Here is a 15,777-nt window from a genome sequence, read left to right as displayed (position 1 = left end):
ATTTAATGACAACGAGGAACTCCATGACGATTGAACGCCACGACACCAAAGCCCGCATGAGCCGTGCGGTCATCCACCAGGGCGTCGCCCACCTATGTGGCCAGGTCGCCGGGCCAGAGGCGCGTTACGACGATATCACCGCACAAACCGAGAGCATGCTGGCGCGGGTGGATGCACTGTTGAGCGAGATTGGTTCGTCTCGCGAACAGCTGCTGACCGCCACGATCTACCTCAAGGACGGTAGCGATTTCGCGGCGATGAATGCCGTCTGGGATGCCTGGATACCGGAAGGCCATGCCCCGGCACGCACCTGTGTATGTGCACCGATGCCGGCCGACGAGCTTAAGGTCGAGATTACCGTTTCCGCCGCTGTGACCGGTTAAACGCTCCCCAGGAGCCTGTCCGACTTAACACTGATCTACTGCGAATCCCGGTATTTTGGCCAACTTTATTCGATCGATTTCGTTAAATAGCGCGCTATTCGCCTTAATCGATCGATAAATTTGGCTCAAAATCCGTGCTTCTCGCGACGATCGGCCAAGCCGGACAGGCTCCTAGGTGTTTTTGGGAATAGGGAAGCGTGTCTCCCGCAGGCTGTCCTTGATCTTTTTAAGGTGCGGCAGAAAATCTTCGCCGCGCCTTAGTGTTACACCGGTCGCCAGCGCATCAATCAACGTCAATTGAATCACGCGTGACGTCATGGGCATGTAATGGTCGGTGTCTTCCGGCGTCGCGACTTCAAGCGTGGCGGTGCATTCCACAGCCAGCGGTGAGTCCGGTGCGGTAATGCCCAGCACGACGGCGCCTGATTCGCGGGCAACGCGCGCGATATCAACCAGTTCACGGGTGCGCCCGGTGTAGGAAATAATCACCACCACATCGCCGGTGTGGCAGGCAGCAGCAATCATGCGTTGCATCAGCACATCGATGTGCACCATGACTGGCAAGTTAAAGCGGAAGAACTTGTGCTGGGCGTCCTGCGCCACCGCGCCGGACGCGCCGAGGCCGAAAAAGTGGATCTGCTTGGCCTGGGTCAGGTAATCCACCATGCGTTCCACGGCGCCCATGTCGACTTCACGTTGGGCTTCATCCAGTGCGGCAATGGTGGCACCAAAGATTTTCTGGGTGTACTGCGTGGCGGAATCGCCTGGCTCGACCGCCCGGGTCACGTAGGGCGTACCCCCCGCCAGGCTCTGGGCAAGTTTGATCTTGAAATCAGGGTAGCCCTTGGCGCCAAAGTTCCGGCAAAAACGGTTCACCGTCGGCTCGCTGACGCTTGCCGCCTGCGCCAGGCTGGCAATGCTCAGGCTGGTGGCGGCCGCAGGATCATCGATAATCACGTTGGCGACCTTACGCTCCGAGCGGTTGAGATCTTCCAGGCGTTGGCGTATCCGGTCGAGCAAGTCGTGAGCCATTAAACGGTCTCCGTGACGGTTGGTGGCAAGTGCGGCTGCCAATTATCGCACCAGGCGAGAAACTCGCTGGCCGGTAATGGCCGTGAGAAATAGTAGCCTTGAGCAGTTTCACAGCCAATACTTCGTAAGTACATGGCCTGATATGCGGTTTCAATGCCTTCCGCGACAACATCACTGCCCACGCTATGCGCCAGTTGGGCAATGGTGCGCGCCAACTGGCGTTCTACGTCGCTTTCCTCCAAGTCCATAACAAAGGCGCGATCAATCTTCAGCGTTGAAAAAGGCAGCGTCTTGATATACGCCAACGAAGAGTGACCGGTGCCAAAATCATCGATGGCCACGGCGATATTTGCCTGAGTAAACTGCTCGAGCTGTTGCCGTGCGTTCTGCATATCGCTCATCAAGCCGGATTCAGTGACTTCAATGGCGAAGAAACGCGCGGGAATGTGGTGGTCTTCCAACTGGCGCAATACGCTTTCGGCGAAATCCTTGCGCGCCAGCTGCCGGGCGGCTACGTTCACTGCAATGTGAAAGTCATCGCCTAGCACGTTTTTCTGTCGCCAGTCGGCGATCGTTCTGATGGCCTCTTCCAGTACCCACTCGCCAATCGAAAAGATATCCCCGCTGGCTTCTGCCAGGGGAATAAACATGCCTGGTGATATGTGCCCCAATTCGGGGTGATGCCAACGCAATAACGCTTCGGCTCCGATAATACGCTGATCAGTCAGGCGCAGTTTAGGCTGGAAGACGAGCGACATTTCACCGCGCTCGGTGGCACCGCGCAAGGCTTGCAGAACGTGTAATCGATGGCGTTGCTGGGCCTCAAGGGTCTCGCTGTAGCATTGGACCGATCTGCCATTCTTCTGGGGCAGTGCCAAGGTCGCCATATGGACTAGCCGCTCAATATCAAATGTACCTTGGGTTCGACTAATGCCGACTCTTGCCTCCAGTGGCAGCAATAAATCGTCAATCTGCTGGTCGGTTTCGAACGTTTTCATCAGGTGATGGGCCAGCGACAGAAGCTTACTCTTGTCATCGGTGGGGCTAATCACCAACAGCTCGCTGCCACCCCATAAGCCGAGTGTGTGTGAGTCGCTCAGGTGCTCATCCAGGCGCTGGACGATATGGCTCAACAGCCTTTCGGCAATCCGGTACCCATGCAATCGAATGACATCGTCAAAGCGGTCTAATGCGATAAACAATAGCCCGGTGGCGTCGTTGTGCGTTGCCGCTTCACTGAGAGCTCGGGTAAGTCCGCGCCGATTGGGTAAATGCGTAATGGGGTCGGTGCATGATTGACGATAAAGCTGTTGAGTGCGTTCTTTGACCATGCGTTCCAGGGTGTCGGCCTGCCGGTCGCGGACGTGGTAGCGATGCTCGACGTTTAGCACGTTGAGAATACGTTGCAGCACCTCGGCATGCTTGAAAGGCTTGGTAACAAAGTCGCGAACGCCAAGCGCCAGCGCGCGCTGTCTGGTGTCATCGTCAATCTGAGCAGTGAGGATGATAATCGGCGGTGTCTGCTGGCCAAGATGCGCGTTGAGCTGCTCAATAACCGCGTAGCCATCCAGGTGCGGCATGCGGATGTCCAGCAATAACAGGTCGGGTAGTGACCGCTGGCAGTAGGCGAGCACCTGGCGAGGGTCGCTAATGCCGTGAGTGTTGTGAAAACCCTGGTTCTCGAGCAGGTCGTGCATTAGCTCGATGTTGACGGGGTTATCGTCAACGACCAATACGTGTTTGGAATAGAATGTCATGGCTCCTGCCTGTTGAGCGCTCCCAGCAACGGGTTAAGCGTGTCGGTAAACTGTTTAATGTCGATCGGTTTGGTTAAATAGGCATCAAACCCTGCTTTGAGGCCCTTTTTTATGTCGCTGGGCAGCGCATTGGCCGAAAGGGCAATGACGCGCACATCGCGGTAGAGGGGGGTGTTACGCAGCTTAGTTAGCGCTTCATAGCCGTTCATGCCGGGTAAGTGCAAGTCCATTACCACCACGGCGGGGATGGCGTAACGCATCATTTCCAGGCCGATCTCAGCGCTTGATGCGGTGCGCAGCGTCACGCCCTCCATGGCGTCGACAATATCCTCCATCAGGCGTTGGTTGGCGGGATTGTCTTCAATGTACAGCAGTGTTTGCTGGTTCGCGGTCGCTGGGAGGTGTTGTAGGTCAGAGTCCGTTGAGTGCTCAGCGGCGCAGGAGGTCGACACCGGCAACGTAAACCAGAACGTCGCCCCATGGCCTGGCTGACTGTCGACGCCGATCTCTCCGTGCATGCGTTCCACTAACTCTCGGGTAATGGATAACCCTATGCCCGTCCCCTCTACCTGGCTTGCTTCAGCATCGAGGCGGTTAAAGGGTTCAAACAGCTCGCTTAATCGGTCGGTCTCGATGCCGGGGCCCGTGTCGCTGACGCTAATCTTGATAACGTCTTCCTGATGCTGCGCAAGGATGTCGACGCGCCCGTTGGCAACGTTGTATTTAATAGCGTTGGACAGCAGGTTGAGGAGTATTTGCTTGGTGCGTGTGTAGTCGGCGCTGACCCTTAAGTTGGTATCGGGAGGCGTACAGGTTAAGGTGATGCCGGCTGCATTGGCGTTAGCCTCGAGGGTGCTGCAGGCATCTTCAAAGATGTTGTTCAGCGGAATGGCTTCAATGGAAAGCGACAGTTGGCTCGCTTCGATCTTGGCCAAATCCAGTACGTCGTTGATCAAACTAAGCAGGTGGTGGCCGCTCTTCTCAATCTGGTTGACTTGGCGCTTTTGTTTGTCGTTCAAAGGTGCGCGCGGGTTGTGGCCGAGTACTTGGGCAAAGCCGATTATCGCGTTGAGCGGAGTACGCAGTTCATGGCTCATCGACGATAAAAATTCGCTCTTGGCTTGGTTGGCACTTTCGGCTTGATCGCGGGTGTTGGCCAAATCTTGCATGACCTGCTCGCGCTCAGCCATCTGGCGGTACAGATTGATCAGTAGCACGCAGGTGTCGGTGAAGGGCTGTAGCCAATCCAACAGGTGCTGGTCCAACTGTTGGCGGCTGTTGGCGATGGCAAACATGCCGATAAGCTGACCGCTACTGAAAATAGGCACGCCCAGATAGTTATCAAACGGCACTTGCCCCAGCGGGGACTCGCTGCGCTGGGTATGCTCATTGACATCGTTGTCGATGACCACCTCACCACGGGTAAAGACGCGGCCCAACAGCGAGTCTGGGTTCCTGAGCACCCTGTCTCCGCTGAGCAGTTGCTCTATGTGATGGCGCGATTCGGGGCTCCACAAAGGGCCTTTAATGGCATGAAGCTTCAGCGCATTGCTGGTGTCCCCGGGAAGCGCCTCACCAATCAAGGAATATTCGCTGTCGGTGAGCTCGCTCAGGGCTTCCGTTAAAAAGGTCCACAGCTGCTCGCCGGACATCAGCGCCTGATAGTCGGTAATACCTTGGTGCAGCACCTTGAGTAGGCTCTGTTCTTTTTGAGTGCGCCGATTGGCAGCGCGAACCTGGCTTAAATCGGTTATTAGGCCAATGAACTCGGTGACTTGGTACGACTCATCGTGAATGGCATTGATTGCCAAGTGAACCGTGACGCGATGGCCTGCTTTGTGTTGAATCTCGACCTCGCAACCGCGCCCCATCGCTTGAGGGTCTCCACCGGCTACAAACTGCGTAATAAAGTTGTTAAGCAGATTGTGTGACTCTGAAGGCGCCAGCATGGCGACGTTTTGCCCCATGACGTCGTCTTGCGAGTAGCCCAGCAGTGCCAGGGCAAAGGCGTTAATGCTAAGGACCACACCGTTGCGGTCGATTCTTAAGATGCCGGTGGCGCTATCATGAAACAATGCATGATAGCGGCGGGTCGTCTCAGCCAGGGCATGGCGTATTGTGTGCAACCGAAACAGCTCTTCCACTTGGCCTGCCAAACTCTTTAACAGCCCTAATTCCTGCTCGCTAAAGTCGCGGGGGCGGCTGTCCAGCAAGCATAGTGTGCCCAGGGCAAAGTGGTCATCAGAGCGCAGCGGATAGCCTGCGTAAAAGCGCAGGTACGGCTCACCGTGGACGAGGGGGTTGTCGTCAAAGCGCGGGTCAAGGCGGGTATCAGGCACGATCAATGGTGCATCGGCGGTTATGGTATGCACACAAAACGAGGTATCGCGCTCGGTTTGGGTGACATCGAAACCCGGGTGCGACTTGAACCATTGGCGGTGTTCATCAACCAACGAGATGATCGCAATCGGTACGTCAAAGAGCTCACGGGCAAGTTGAGTAAGCCGGTCAAACGCTGCCTCAGAGGGAGTATCGAGGGCACGAAGCGCGTGCACCGCTGCCAGGCGCTGAGGCTCGTTGTCGGGGGGTGGTGGTGCTGGCATCCTTGCTCCGTAATCAAGATGTCAATAGGTCCTTATATTAACATTATCGGCCGCTCGCTCCCTGGCTTAAATGAGACGGAGTAATTTTAGTAGCCAACGTTGATAAGGTGGATAAAGTTGCGTGGTGGGGGAGCGGCTGGCCTGATAAAAAATCCCGCGCAGGTGACTGAAACGGTTAAAGCCGTGGCGGCCATGATAGGCCCCATGACCGCTGGCCCCGACGCCGCCAAATGGCAGCCCCGGCACGGCGTGATGCAATAGCGTGGTATTGAACACCAGGGCACCGGACTGGCTGGCGTGTTGCCATTGGCGCTGTTGATCGCGTTGCTGGGTGAACACATAGATCGCCAGCGGGTTTGGTCGCGTAGCGACAAAGCCAAGCGCCTGATCGCTGTCTTTGACGCTGATAACCGGCAAGCAGCGGCCGAAAATTTCCTCGCGCATCACGGCAAGCCCCTGGTTAGGATCAATCACCAAGGCGGGCGCGTGGGCGCCATGATCGATAATCCTGCATCCGTGATTGCGCGCCTCGGCGAGCATTGCTTCGCTGCGTGCGCGATGCGCTTCGTTTATTGGCTGAGTGGCATCCTGTTGTGCCGAAGGGCGCTGTTTTAAAATCGCGCGGCTCAGGGCGTTGGTCATGGCATCGAGATGGCGGCTTTCGATCAGCACGTAGTCGGGGGCGATGCAGGTTTGCCCGGCATTCATGCCCTTGCCGAAAATGATGGCTTCGGCAGCGCGCGTAAAGTCGGCGTCACCGGCCACAAACGCCGGGCTTTTGCCGCCCAGCTCCAGTGTCGTAGGGGTCAGATTGCTGGCAGCGGCCAGCGCGACTTTTTGGCCGACATGGGTCGAGCCGGTAAACAGTAAATGGTCGAATGGCAGGGCGCTGAACGCCTGGCCAATGGTGGCGTCGCCCTCGATCACGCACAGTGACCGGGGGCTGAAATACTGCGTCACCAGCCGGCCAAGCAGGGCGCTGGTCTGAGGCGTGAGCTCGCTTGGCTTTAGCATCACGCGGTTGCCTGCCGCGAGGGCATCCACGACCGGCATCAACGCAAGGCTCCACGGGTAGTTCCAGGGGGCGATAATGCCCACCACGCCAAGCGGTTGGGGCGCAATACGCGTGCGTGCAGGCAGTAGCCGCCAGGGGACACTGACCCGCCAGGGGCGCATCCAGTGCCATAAATGACGTCGCGCGTGACTGATTGCATCGAGTACCGGCTGAATATCGGCGAGTTGAATCTCGACCTCGCTGCGCTGGCCGAAATCGGCCTGGATGGCCTCAATGATGGCGTGTCGGTGGCGCTTGGTCATCAGCGCCAACCGGGCCAACAGCTCACGTCGCTCCGCCAGGGAGGGGTAAGGCGATTGGCGGCAAGCGAGACGCTGGGTCTCCAGGCAGGCGTTGAGGTGGCGGGTCATGGCGTCTCCTTGGTGGGCCCTGATGTCAGGCGCGAGGACGTTAATGGCGTTAAATCACGGGCCTGTATCGTAGCAGGATAACGGGCCTGCATAGTGTAGAGTAGCTTAATTGAAGCCAACCCTAGGTTCGGGAGATGCTATGCCAGCGCCACTATCGGTTGCGGTGTTATCCGCCATGGAGGCCGTGTCGGCCAGTCAGTGGGATGCCCTGGTGGATGCCGATCAGCCGTTTTTACGTCACGCCTTCCTGCATGCGCTGGAGGCGAGCGGTTCGGTAGGCCCAGCGACCGGCTGGCAGCCCTGCCATTTAACCGTATGGCAGGGTGAGCAGTTGGTGGGGGCAATGCCGCTTTATGAGAAGCACCATTCCTACGGCGAATATGTGTTCGATTGGGGTTGGGCCGACGCTTTTGAACGCGCCGGGGGAAATTATTACCCAAAAGCACTGAGTGCCGTGCCGTTTACCCCGGTGCCAGGTTCGCGTGCGTTGGCCGCGCCCGATGCTGATCCTCAGGCGATTTACGCCGCATTAGCCCAAGGCTGGCAGGCTCAATGTCAGCACCGGGAACTTTCGAGCTGGCATTTGCTGTTTGCCGACACGTCAGAAGTGGAAGCCTGGCAGGCTCAGTGCCCCGAGCTCATCAGCCGTGAGGGCTTGCAGTTTCAATGGCGCGACCGAGGCTTCGGCGACTTCGACGGGTTTCTCGCCGCCCTGACCTCCAAGCGGCGTAAAATGATCAAGCGTGAGCGCCGTCTGGTTGCCGAACAAGGTCTGGAAGTGGTGCGTTTATCCGGCGACCAGGTAACCGCCGCTGCGCTGACACATTTTTACCGCTGTTACGCTATTACTTACCAGGAACGTGGGCGACCGCCTTATCTGACCCAGGACTTTTTTACCCGCATCCACAATGCCATGCCCGAGTCGTTGCTGCTGGTACAGGCGCATCTTGACGGGCGACCCGTGGCGGCGGCGCTTTACTTTAAGGGCACCCGGACGCTTTATGGGCGCTACTGGGGCAGCGAAGTGATGGCCGACTGCCTGCATTTTGAAGCCTGCTATTACCAGGGCATCGAGTTCTGTCTCGAGCAGGGGCTTACACTGTTTGATCCGGGGACGCAGGGTGAGCACAAGCTGCTGCGCGGATTTGCGCCGCAGCGCGTGCGTTCGTTGCATTACTTGGCCCATCCTGGCCTGGCGAACGCGGTCGCGACCTTTTGCCGTGATGAAGGGCAGCAAGTGGCCGCCTACCGTGACGCGGCCTTTGCTGCGCTACCGTATAAATGAAAGCAACTCGCTGGCCGGGCGGCTTGATGGCATAATGCGCGCCAATTTATTCACAAAACGTATTTGAACGGCATTTAAAGGAGAGCGGTCATGCGCAGATGGCTATTAATCGCGCTGCTGCTGGTGTTAGGTGTGCTGCAATACCAACTTTGGCTTGGCGATGGCGGCTGGCGCGACTTGCAGCAACTCGAGCAACGCGTTGCCGTTCAGGAGGCAGAGAATGTGCCCCTGCGCGAGCGCAATGCCAGGATGGCGGCCGAAGTGACCGATCTCAAGGACGGCCTGGATGCGATTGAAGAGCGCGCCCGCAGCGATATGGGCATGGTGCGTACCGACGAGCAGTTTTTCTGGGTGCCAGGCGTTGCCATCGAAGAGGAATTGATCGGCATTAACGCCCGCTCGGTGGTCAGGCCGGAGTCGCCCGATGAGTGATCCTTTATGGTTGGTAGTGCCCGCTGCCGGACAAGGACGCCGCATGGAAGCGGACAGGCCCAAACAGTATCTGACATTGCTGGGCCGCCCGATCCTTGCGCATACCCTGGCACGCTTGCACAGCGCCTTTCCCAACGCGCGACTCGTGCTCTGCCTGGATGACGACGACCACTGGTTCGCCGAAGAGTGGGTGCCGTTTGCCGATTGGCAGCGTGTCACTGGCGGCGAAGAGCGCATGGACAGCGTGTTCAATGCCCTCGCGGCCATTGAGGCGGGGGACGACGATCTGGTGCTTGTCCATGATGTTGCCCGCCCCTGTGTGACCCGCGAGGATCTGCTCGCGCTCCACCAGGCCGTGAAACGCCATGCAGCGGGTGCGCTCCTGGCGATGCCAGTGGCGGACACCATGAAGCGCGCCAGCCCAACCGGCGCCAGCCTGCATAGTGAGTCCCGCGACGCACTGTGGCACGCGCTGACGCCGCAAGGCTTCCGTTACCGCCAGCTTTACCGGGCGCTAAACGATGCTAGAAGCCGGCATACCCTGGTGACCGATGAAGCCTCCGCCGTGGAGGCGCTGGGCGACGCTCCCCAACTGGTGCCCGGGCGTCGGGATAATCTTAAAGTGACACACCCCGACGACTTGGCACTGGCGGCCGCGATACTTACCTCACAGCGTGATACGACCGGGAGGAATATCTAATGCGTATTGGTCATGGATTTGACGTCCACCGGTTTGGCCCTGGCGATCATTTGATGCTGGGCGGGGTAAAGGTGGCGTTTGATCAAGGATTTATTGCCCACTCCGACGGCGATGTGCTGCTGCATGCGGTAAGCGATGCCCTCCTGGGTGCCTGTGCGCTGGGCGATATTGGCCATCATTTCCCGGACACTGACCCGAGGTGGCAAGGGGCGGATAGCCGTGATCTCTTGCGCCAGGTTATCGCGTTAGTGCGTGCTGAAGGGTATAGCGTCGTCAATATCGATGCCACGGTGATGGCTCAGGCGCCAAAGCTTTCGCCCTTCGTGGGCGCCATGCGCGAGGTGATCGCGGCAGACCTGGGCGTGGCCACGGGCCAGGTGAATGTTAAAGCCACCACGACCGAGCGGCTGGGCTTTACCGGGCGCGGCGAAGGCATCGCCGCTGAAGCGGTGGTGCTGCTTAGCCCGCTTGAGATGCCCCATGCTTGAATTGCCCCGCTGGCAGCGTAGCCTTGATGCAACCCTCGGTCCGCCAAAGCCCGGCCGGTTTCGCCTGGCGCCCGATGACTTTCTGGTTGACGAGGTGCTGGATTTTGCCCCGGAAGGCCATGGCGAACACCTGTGGCTGAATATTGAAAAGCGCAACCTGACGACCCTGGAGGTCGTTAAAGTGCTCAGCCAGCGCTGTGGTGTTGCCCCCCGTGACGTGGGCTATTCGGGTATGAAAGACCGCGTCGCGGTGACTCGTCAGTGGTTAAGCGTGCATTTGCCCGGCAAGCAAGCGCCTGCCGGTCTCATTCAGGCCCTGACCGATGACGGCCTCAGCGTTTTGCAGCACGCTCGCCACCCACGCAAGCTAAAGCGTGGCGTGCATCGTTATAATCGCTTTCAACTGCGGCTGAGCGGTGAGGCGATAGACACGGATGACGTTAGTCAGCGCTGGCAGTTGCTCTGCCAGCAGGGCGTGCCCAACTACTTTGGGTCGCAACGCTTCGGGCCGGCGGGGCGCAATCTTCAGCGCGCAGAAGCACTGTTGGCGCGCGGATGGCGCAAGCGTGATGATCGTCACGGTATCTTGCTGTCCACCGCACGCAGCTTTCTGTTCAACGAGTTGCTCAGCGAAAGAATTGAGAAAAACCAGTGGCAACAGCCAGTTAACGGCGATACGCTAATGCTTGACGGTACCCAGAGCGTGTTCAATGTCGACCAAGTAGATACCACGCTTTGCGCGCGTGCCGATGCCTTGGATGTGCATCCGACAGGGCCCTTGTGGGGCGTAGGCACTATCAGTCAGCAGGCGGCGGGTGACTACGAGACAGTACTGCTGGATCGCTACCCGGCGCTGTGCGAGGGCTTGCTGCGCAGCGGGGTCAAGCGTGGCCAGCGGGCGTTACGCATGCGTTTGAGCGAGCCACAGCTAAGCTGGCAAGCCCAGAGCGTGGTACTCTCATTCGCACTGCCTCGCGGCAGTTTCGCCACCGCGGTGGTCAGCGAATTGATCGCGTCACCGGACTAGAGTTAAGGAGTTTTCCATGCGGCGTTTGCTGCTATCCAACGACGATGGTGTTCATGCGCCGGGGCTCAAGGCGCTTTACGATGCGCTGACCAAGCACGCCAATTTGCGCGTCGTTGCCCCGGACCGTGACCGCAGCGGGGCGAGTAACTCGCTAACACTCTCGCGACCGCTGGCGATGACCGCCCTGGACAGCGGGTTTTATAGTGTTGACGGCACTCCGGCAGACTGTGTCTACCTGGGGGTCAACGGCGTATGGGATGAAAAGCCCGACCTGGTGATTTCCGGCATCAATCATGGCGGTAACTTGGGTGACGACGTGCTGTATTCGGGCACCGTTGCCGCCGCCATGGAAGGCCGTAACTTGGGCATGTCGGCGATCGCCATGTCGCTGTGCGGTCACCGGCACTTTGCCACGGCCGGTCATCTGGCGGCGAGCCTGGTGGGGGCGGTGGATCAACTGTCGCTGCCGCCGCGCACGCTGTTGAACGTGAACGTGCCCGATGTGCCCTGGGAAGACGTAAAGGGCGTTAAAGTCACGCGGCTTGGCTATCGGGGCCCCGCTGAGCAACCGCTGGCCGTTCAGGACCCGCGCGGGCGTACCCGTTACTGGATTGCCCCGGTGGCTGCCAATGCCGACGACGGTGACGACACTGATTTTGCGGCCGTCGAGGCGGGCTATGTGTCGATCACCCCCTTGCAAACGGATTTAACGCGCCACCAGGCGCTAAACGACGTTCGAGACTGGCTGGATGCATTCGCCTAAACTGTCACCGGAAGAGCTGCGCGGCACCGGAATGACCTCGCAGCGCACCCGTGACCGCATGGTCCAACGCCTGATGCGCCAAGGGATTAGTGATGCACGGGTGCTTGAGGTCATGGCCAACGAGCCGCGCCATCTGTTTGTGGATGAAGCGCTGGCCCACCGTGCCTACGAAGATACCTCCTTGCCCATCGGGTTTGGTCAGACGTTGTCTCAACCGCTCATCGTTGCGCGTATGACCGAGTTGGTGCTGCGTGCTGAGCCTAAGCGTGTGTTGGAACTAGGCACTGGTTCTGGCTATCAAACGCTTATTCTGGCCCGACTGGTTGATAAGCTGTTTTCCCTTGAGCGCATCGAGGCCCTGCACCGGCGCGCGGCTTTCCGGCTTAGTCGCCTGGGTGCCCGAGCATCGCTGGCCGTCGCTGACGGTGGCGAAGGCTGGCCCGCCGCTGCGCCATTTGACGTCATTCTGTTGACCGCCTGCGCCCAAACGCTGCCTGAACCGCTACTCGAGCAGTTAAGCCCCGACGGCGTATTGATAGCCCCTTTAGAGGCATCCGACGGCAGCCAGTGGCTTACCCAGATCAAACGCGTCGGCAATGCGTTCGAAAAACGCCGCCTGGAACCGGTTCGTTTTGTTCCATTATTGCAAGGAGTGGTCGATTGAAGCGTCAACCCGTACGATTGTTATTAACCGGTGCCGGGATGGGCGCCGCCGACGCGGTGCCGGGGGTGTCGGGTGGGACCATTGCGTTTATCAGCGGCATTTATGAAGAGCTGATCTTAACAATCAAACAGTTTGGCCCAAGTGCCTTTGGCGCATGGCGTCGGGGCGGGCTGCGTGGGCTGAGTCAGCACCTTAACCTGGCGTTCCTGGTGCCGCTGCTCGCCGGTATTGTTATCAGTGTCTTCAGCGTGGCCCACCTGGCGCTGTGGTTGATGGAAGCACACCCGTTGCTGCTGGATGGTTTTTTCTTTGGTTTGGTGGCCGCCTCGGCCCTGGTTGTGAGTGATTCGGGGGCGCGCTTCAAGTTGCGCTACCTGCTCCCGCTGGGTGTTGGGTTGCTGCTGGCTCAATGGCTACCTGGGTTGATGCCCCTGGTGTCAACATTGGGTAATGAATCACTGATATTGGTAGTGGCGGGGAGTATTGCCATCAGTGCCATGTTGTTGCCTGGCGTATCAGGCAGTTTTTTACTGCTCACCATGGGGCTTTACAGTACGGTGATGGAAGCCGTGCGCGGCTTTGATATGGCGGTCATCCTGCTATTTGGGGGTGGCTGCCTCATTGGTCTGGCGCTTTTCTCACGGGTGCTTTCCTGGTTGCTGCGCCGCCATCGTGGTGCAACGCTTCAATTATTGTTAGGTTTCATCGTGGGTTCACTACCCGTACTTTGGCCGTGGCGAGAACTGGTGCGATATCAACTGGGTAGTGATGGTGAAATGATCCCGTTGGAACACCGCTACTTATTGCCCGGCGATTATGCCCAGCTAACGGGCGAATCCGCGCAACTCATTGGTGTAATAGCGTTGATGGCGTTTGGCGCACTACTCGTTGTACTGTTGCATCGGCGCGCCCTTAAGCGCACGCCGCCAACGTCTCCCCAAACCGCCTCCGCTGCTGAAAAGGAGTAGGCTTTGCATGCGTAAGATAGTAATGATGTCCGCACTGGCGTTAGCCGTTGCCGGCTGTGCCAATCAGCAGGGCGGCGGCCCGCAGGTGCGTGATTTAAGCGATGCCCGCGAAGCGGTCGAGCGCTCCCCCGAGTATCAGGTCAAGGAAGGCGATACCCTATACGGCATCGCTTGGCAGCATAACCTCGATTATCGTGAAGTGGCTAAGCTCAATAACATCGAGCCGCCTTACCGTATCCAGCCCGGGCAGACCATTGCCCTGCGTGAGGGTGCAGCTTCAACGTCGGCGAGCGCCTCAGTGGCAGCGGATGAAAGCTCAAGTGGTGCGGTGGCAAGAGGCCTTTCGCCCGATACTTCCACTTCCGCTTCAAGCGATGATCAGCAAATGGACTGGTTGCTGCCCGATGAGTCGGCCATTGAGCGTAATCAGCGGCTGACGGCTGAGCGAGATGCCGTTGATGCGTCGCAGGAAGTGGCAGGCGCTGAATCTGACGACAGGCGTGAAGAAGTCGCCACGGCTGATACCTCGTCCGACGCCGAAGCGGTAACCTCCGACCCCGAACCATCGCCTGAACAGAACCAAACAGAACAGGCCGAAGCGCAAACAGCACCAGAGCCGGAAACCGAAACGGCTCCAGAACAGGCGTCGGCCGCGCGTAACGACTCGGCGCCTGACCGCGATGGCCGCACTTATACACCGGCCGAAACCATCGACTGGCAGTGGCCGAGCGATGGCAATGTCGTGGGCGAGTTCGGCCAGGGCGATAGCATCACCGCCGGTATTGATATCGCAGGTGAAAAGGGGCAACCTGTAAGAGCCGCTGGTTCTGGCATTGTGGTGTATGCAGGCAGTGGTGTGCGCGGTTACGGTAACCTCATCCTGCTCAAACACAACGATGAATTTCTCAGCGCTTATGCGCATAACGACAGCCTTAATGTCAGCGAGAACGACGTTGTAGAAGCCGGTGAGGTGATTGCCACTATGGGCGATAGTGACGCGGAAGACGTGAGACTGCATTTCGAGGTTCGCCGCGAAGGGCAACCACAAGATCCCCTGGAGTTTCTGCCGTCACGCTAACCGATATCAGCCATTTACAAACGTGTGTTGCCACAACTCTCTCGACAGGTAACGGCGTGAACGCTTTGTATAACAATAACGATGGGAAGCCCAAGCGACCCATTTGGTTTTTTAAGGGCGGATAGGCGATATAACGGGGGTAAGACGCATGAGTATGCTGGAAAAAGATCTACAGGAAGTAGACCTGAACGCTGTGGAAGAAGCACTTGACGACGGTGAGGAAGTAGCCGCCGCTGAAGAGGCTTTTGAAAAAGCGTTAGGGCGCGAGGACCGTCAGCATCAAAGTCTTGATGCCACACAGATTTACCTCAATGAAATTGGCTTTTCGCCACTGCTGACGCCCGAAGAGGAAGTCTATTACGGGCGCCTGGCCCGCAAGGGCGATCCGCTGGGGCGCTCGAGGATGATTGAGTCCAACCTGCGGCTGGTGGTGAAAATTGCCCGTCGCTATCTCAATCGTGGCTTGACCCTGCTCGATTTGATTGAGGAAGGTAATCTGGGGCTGATTCGGGCCGTTGAGAAATTTGACCCCGAGCGCGGCTTCCGCTTTTCAACCTACGCCACTTGGTGGATTCGGCAAACCATCGAGCGGGCGCTGATGAACCAGACGCGCACCATTCGCTTGCCGATCCATGTGGTCAAGGAGCTCAATATTTACCTGCGGGCTGCCCGTGAGTTGACGCAAAAGCTCGACCACGAAGCCACGGCGGAAGAGATCGCCGAGCATCTCGACAAGCCGGTAGGCACGGTGAAAAAGATGCTGGGGCTTAACGAACGGGTCTCGTCGGTTGATTACCCCATGGGCGGTGAAAGCGACAAACCCCTCATCGATACGCTGTCTGATGAGGAAGACCACGGCCCCGAGGCTTCCCTGGTAGATGGTGATGTCAAGGAACACGTTGACCACTGGCTCGACGAGCTCAATGAAAAACAGCGCGAGGTGGTGGTGCGGCGTTTTGGTTTGCGCGGCCATGAAGCGGCCACCCTGGAAGAAGTGGGCGCCGAGATCGGCTTGACCCGGGAACGGGTGCGTCAGATTCAGGTTGAAGCGCTCAAGAAGCTACGCCGGTCGCTGGAGAAACAGGGGCTGTCGCTGGCGTCGATTTTTGAAAGTTAACAGCCTTTCCTTAACCATCGTTAATTTCTCAACACCGGGCCATGTGCCCGGTGAC

15 protein-coding genes are annotated in these 15,777 nt (G+C 58.4%); 11 read left to right on the top strand and 4 right to left on the bottom strand.

The features are described from left to right. Positions 1-23: 23 nt before the first annotated feature. Positions 24-383, top strand: a complete 360-nt coding sequence (locus HXW73_RS13515; protein ID WP_186253586.1) for a RidA family protein — start codon at positions 24-26, stop codon at positions 381-383. Positions 384-554: 171 nt separating this feature from the next. Here the strand turns inward: HXW73_RS13515 and HXW73_RS13510 are convergent, their stop codons facing one another. The 4 genes from HXW73_RS13510 to HXW73_RS13495 form a co-directional block, all read right to left on the bottom strand. Then, a complete protein-coding gene (locus tag HXW73_RS13510) occupies positions 555-1,415 on the bottom strand; it encodes a MurR/RpiR family transcriptional regulator (protein WP_186253585.1) in 861 nt (286 codons plus the stop codon). Continuing rightward, positions 1,415-3,172 carry a GGDEF/EAL domain-containing response regulator gene (locus tag HXW73_RS13505; protein ID WP_186253584.1) on the bottom strand — a complete coding sequence of 586 codons (1,758 nt, stop codon included), beginning with the start codon at positions 3,170-3,172 and terminating at the stop codon, positions 1,415-1,417. The genes HXW73_RS13510 and HXW73_RS13505 overlap by 1 nt, the downstream gene beginning before the upstream one ends. Then, the gene (locus tag HXW73_RS13500) at positions 3,169-5,775 is read right to left on the bottom strand and encodes a GAF domain-containing protein (RefSeq protein WP_186253583.1); all 2,607 of its coding nucleotides are present in this window, start codon (positions 5,773-5,775) and stop codon (positions 3,169-3,171) included. The genes HXW73_RS13505 and HXW73_RS13500 overlap by 4 nt, the downstream gene beginning before the upstream one ends. 66 nt (positions 5,776-5,841) lie before the next feature. Beyond that, entirely contained in the window at positions 5,842-7,200 is a 1,359-nt protein-coding gene (locus HXW73_RS13495; RefSeq protein WP_186253582.1) for an aldehyde dehydrogenase family protein, read from the bottom strand. A 139-nt stretch (positions 7,201-7,339) separates the two neighbouring features. On the opposite strand from HXW73_RS13495, the gene HXW73_RS13490 reads away from it, so the two are divergent. The 10 genes from HXW73_RS13490 to rpoS all read left to right on the top strand — a co-directional run bounded on the left by HXW73_RS13490 (position 7,340) and on the right by rpoS (position 15,722). Further along, positions 7,340-8,485: a GNAT family N-acetyltransferase gene (locus tag HXW73_RS13490; RefSeq protein ID WP_186253581.1), complete on the top strand. Its 1,146-nt coding sequence runs from the start codon at positions 7,340-7,342 to the stop codon at positions 8,483-8,485. Between the two features lie 90 nt (positions 8,486-8,575). After that, positions 8,576-8,917, top strand: coding sequence for a cell division protein FtsB (ftsB, locus tag HXW73_RS13485; RefSeq protein WP_186253580.1), 342 nt, complete (start codon positions 8,576-8,578; stop codon positions 8,915-8,917). After that, positions 8,910-9,617, top strand: coding sequence for a 2-C-methyl-D-erythritol 4-phosphate cytidylyltransferase (ispD, locus tag HXW73_RS13480; RefSeq protein ID WP_186253579.1), 708 nt, complete (start codon positions 8,910-8,912; stop codon positions 9,615-9,617). The genes ftsB and ispD overlap by 8 nt, the downstream gene beginning before the upstream one ends. Next, complete coding sequence (gene ispF / locus HXW73_RS13475; RefSeq protein ID WP_186253578.1) at positions 9,617-10,105, top strand: 2-C-methyl-D-erythritol 2,4-cyclodiphosphate synthase; 489 nt, start codon at positions 9,617-9,619, stop codon at positions 10,103-10,105. Before ispD ends, ispF begins: the two co-directional genes overlap by 1 nt. After that, the gene (truD, locus tag HXW73_RS13470) at positions 10,098-11,132 is read left to right on the top strand and encodes a tRNA pseudouridine(13) synthase TruD (protein WP_186253577.1); all 1,035 of its coding nucleotides are present in this window, start codon (positions 10,098-10,100) and stop codon (positions 11,130-11,132) included. The genes ispF and truD overlap by 8 nt, the downstream gene beginning before the upstream one ends. Before the next feature lie 16 nt (positions 11,133-11,148). Continuing rightward, positions 11,149-11,895 carry a 5'/3'-nucleotidase SurE gene (surE, locus tag HXW73_RS13465; protein WP_186253576.1) on the top strand — a complete coding sequence of 249 codons (747 nt, stop codon included), beginning with the start codon at positions 11,149-11,151 and terminating at the stop codon, positions 11,893-11,895. After that, positions 11,882-12,559: a protein-L-isoaspartate(D-aspartate) O-methyltransferase gene (locus HXW73_RS13460; protein ID WP_186253575.1), complete on the top strand. Its 678-nt coding sequence runs from the start codon at positions 11,882-11,884 to the stop codon at positions 12,557-12,559. Before surE ends, HXW73_RS13460 begins: the two co-directional genes overlap by 14 nt. Then, positions 12,556-13,527 carry a DUF368 domain-containing protein gene (locus HXW73_RS13455; RefSeq protein WP_186253574.1) on the top strand — a complete coding sequence of 324 codons (972 nt, stop codon included), beginning with the start codon at positions 12,556-12,558 and terminating at the stop codon, positions 13,525-13,527. The genes HXW73_RS13460 and HXW73_RS13455 overlap by 4 nt, the downstream gene beginning before the upstream one ends. Positions 13,528-13,534: 7 nt before the next feature. Beyond that, a complete protein-coding gene (locus HXW73_RS13450) occupies positions 13,535-14,605 on the top strand; it encodes a peptidoglycan DD-metalloendopeptidase family protein (protein WP_186253573.1) in 1,071 nt (356 codons plus the stop codon). 148 nt (positions 14,606-14,753) lie between these two features. Further along, complete coding sequence (gene rpoS / locus HXW73_RS13445; protein WP_186253572.1) at positions 14,754-15,722, top strand: RNA polymerase sigma factor RpoS; 969 nt, start codon at positions 14,754-14,756, stop codon at positions 15,720-15,722. Positions 15,723-15,777: the final 55 nt, after the last annotated feature.

The organism is Halomonas sp. SH5A2 (assembly GCF_014263395.1).
Classification (GTDB): domain Bacteria; phylum Pseudomonadota; class Gammaproteobacteria; order Pseudomonadales; family Halomonadaceae; genus Vreelandella.
The sequence above is the reverse complement of the archived record's forward strand: the minus strand, read 5'-3'. Positions and strand labels throughout refer to the sequence as shown.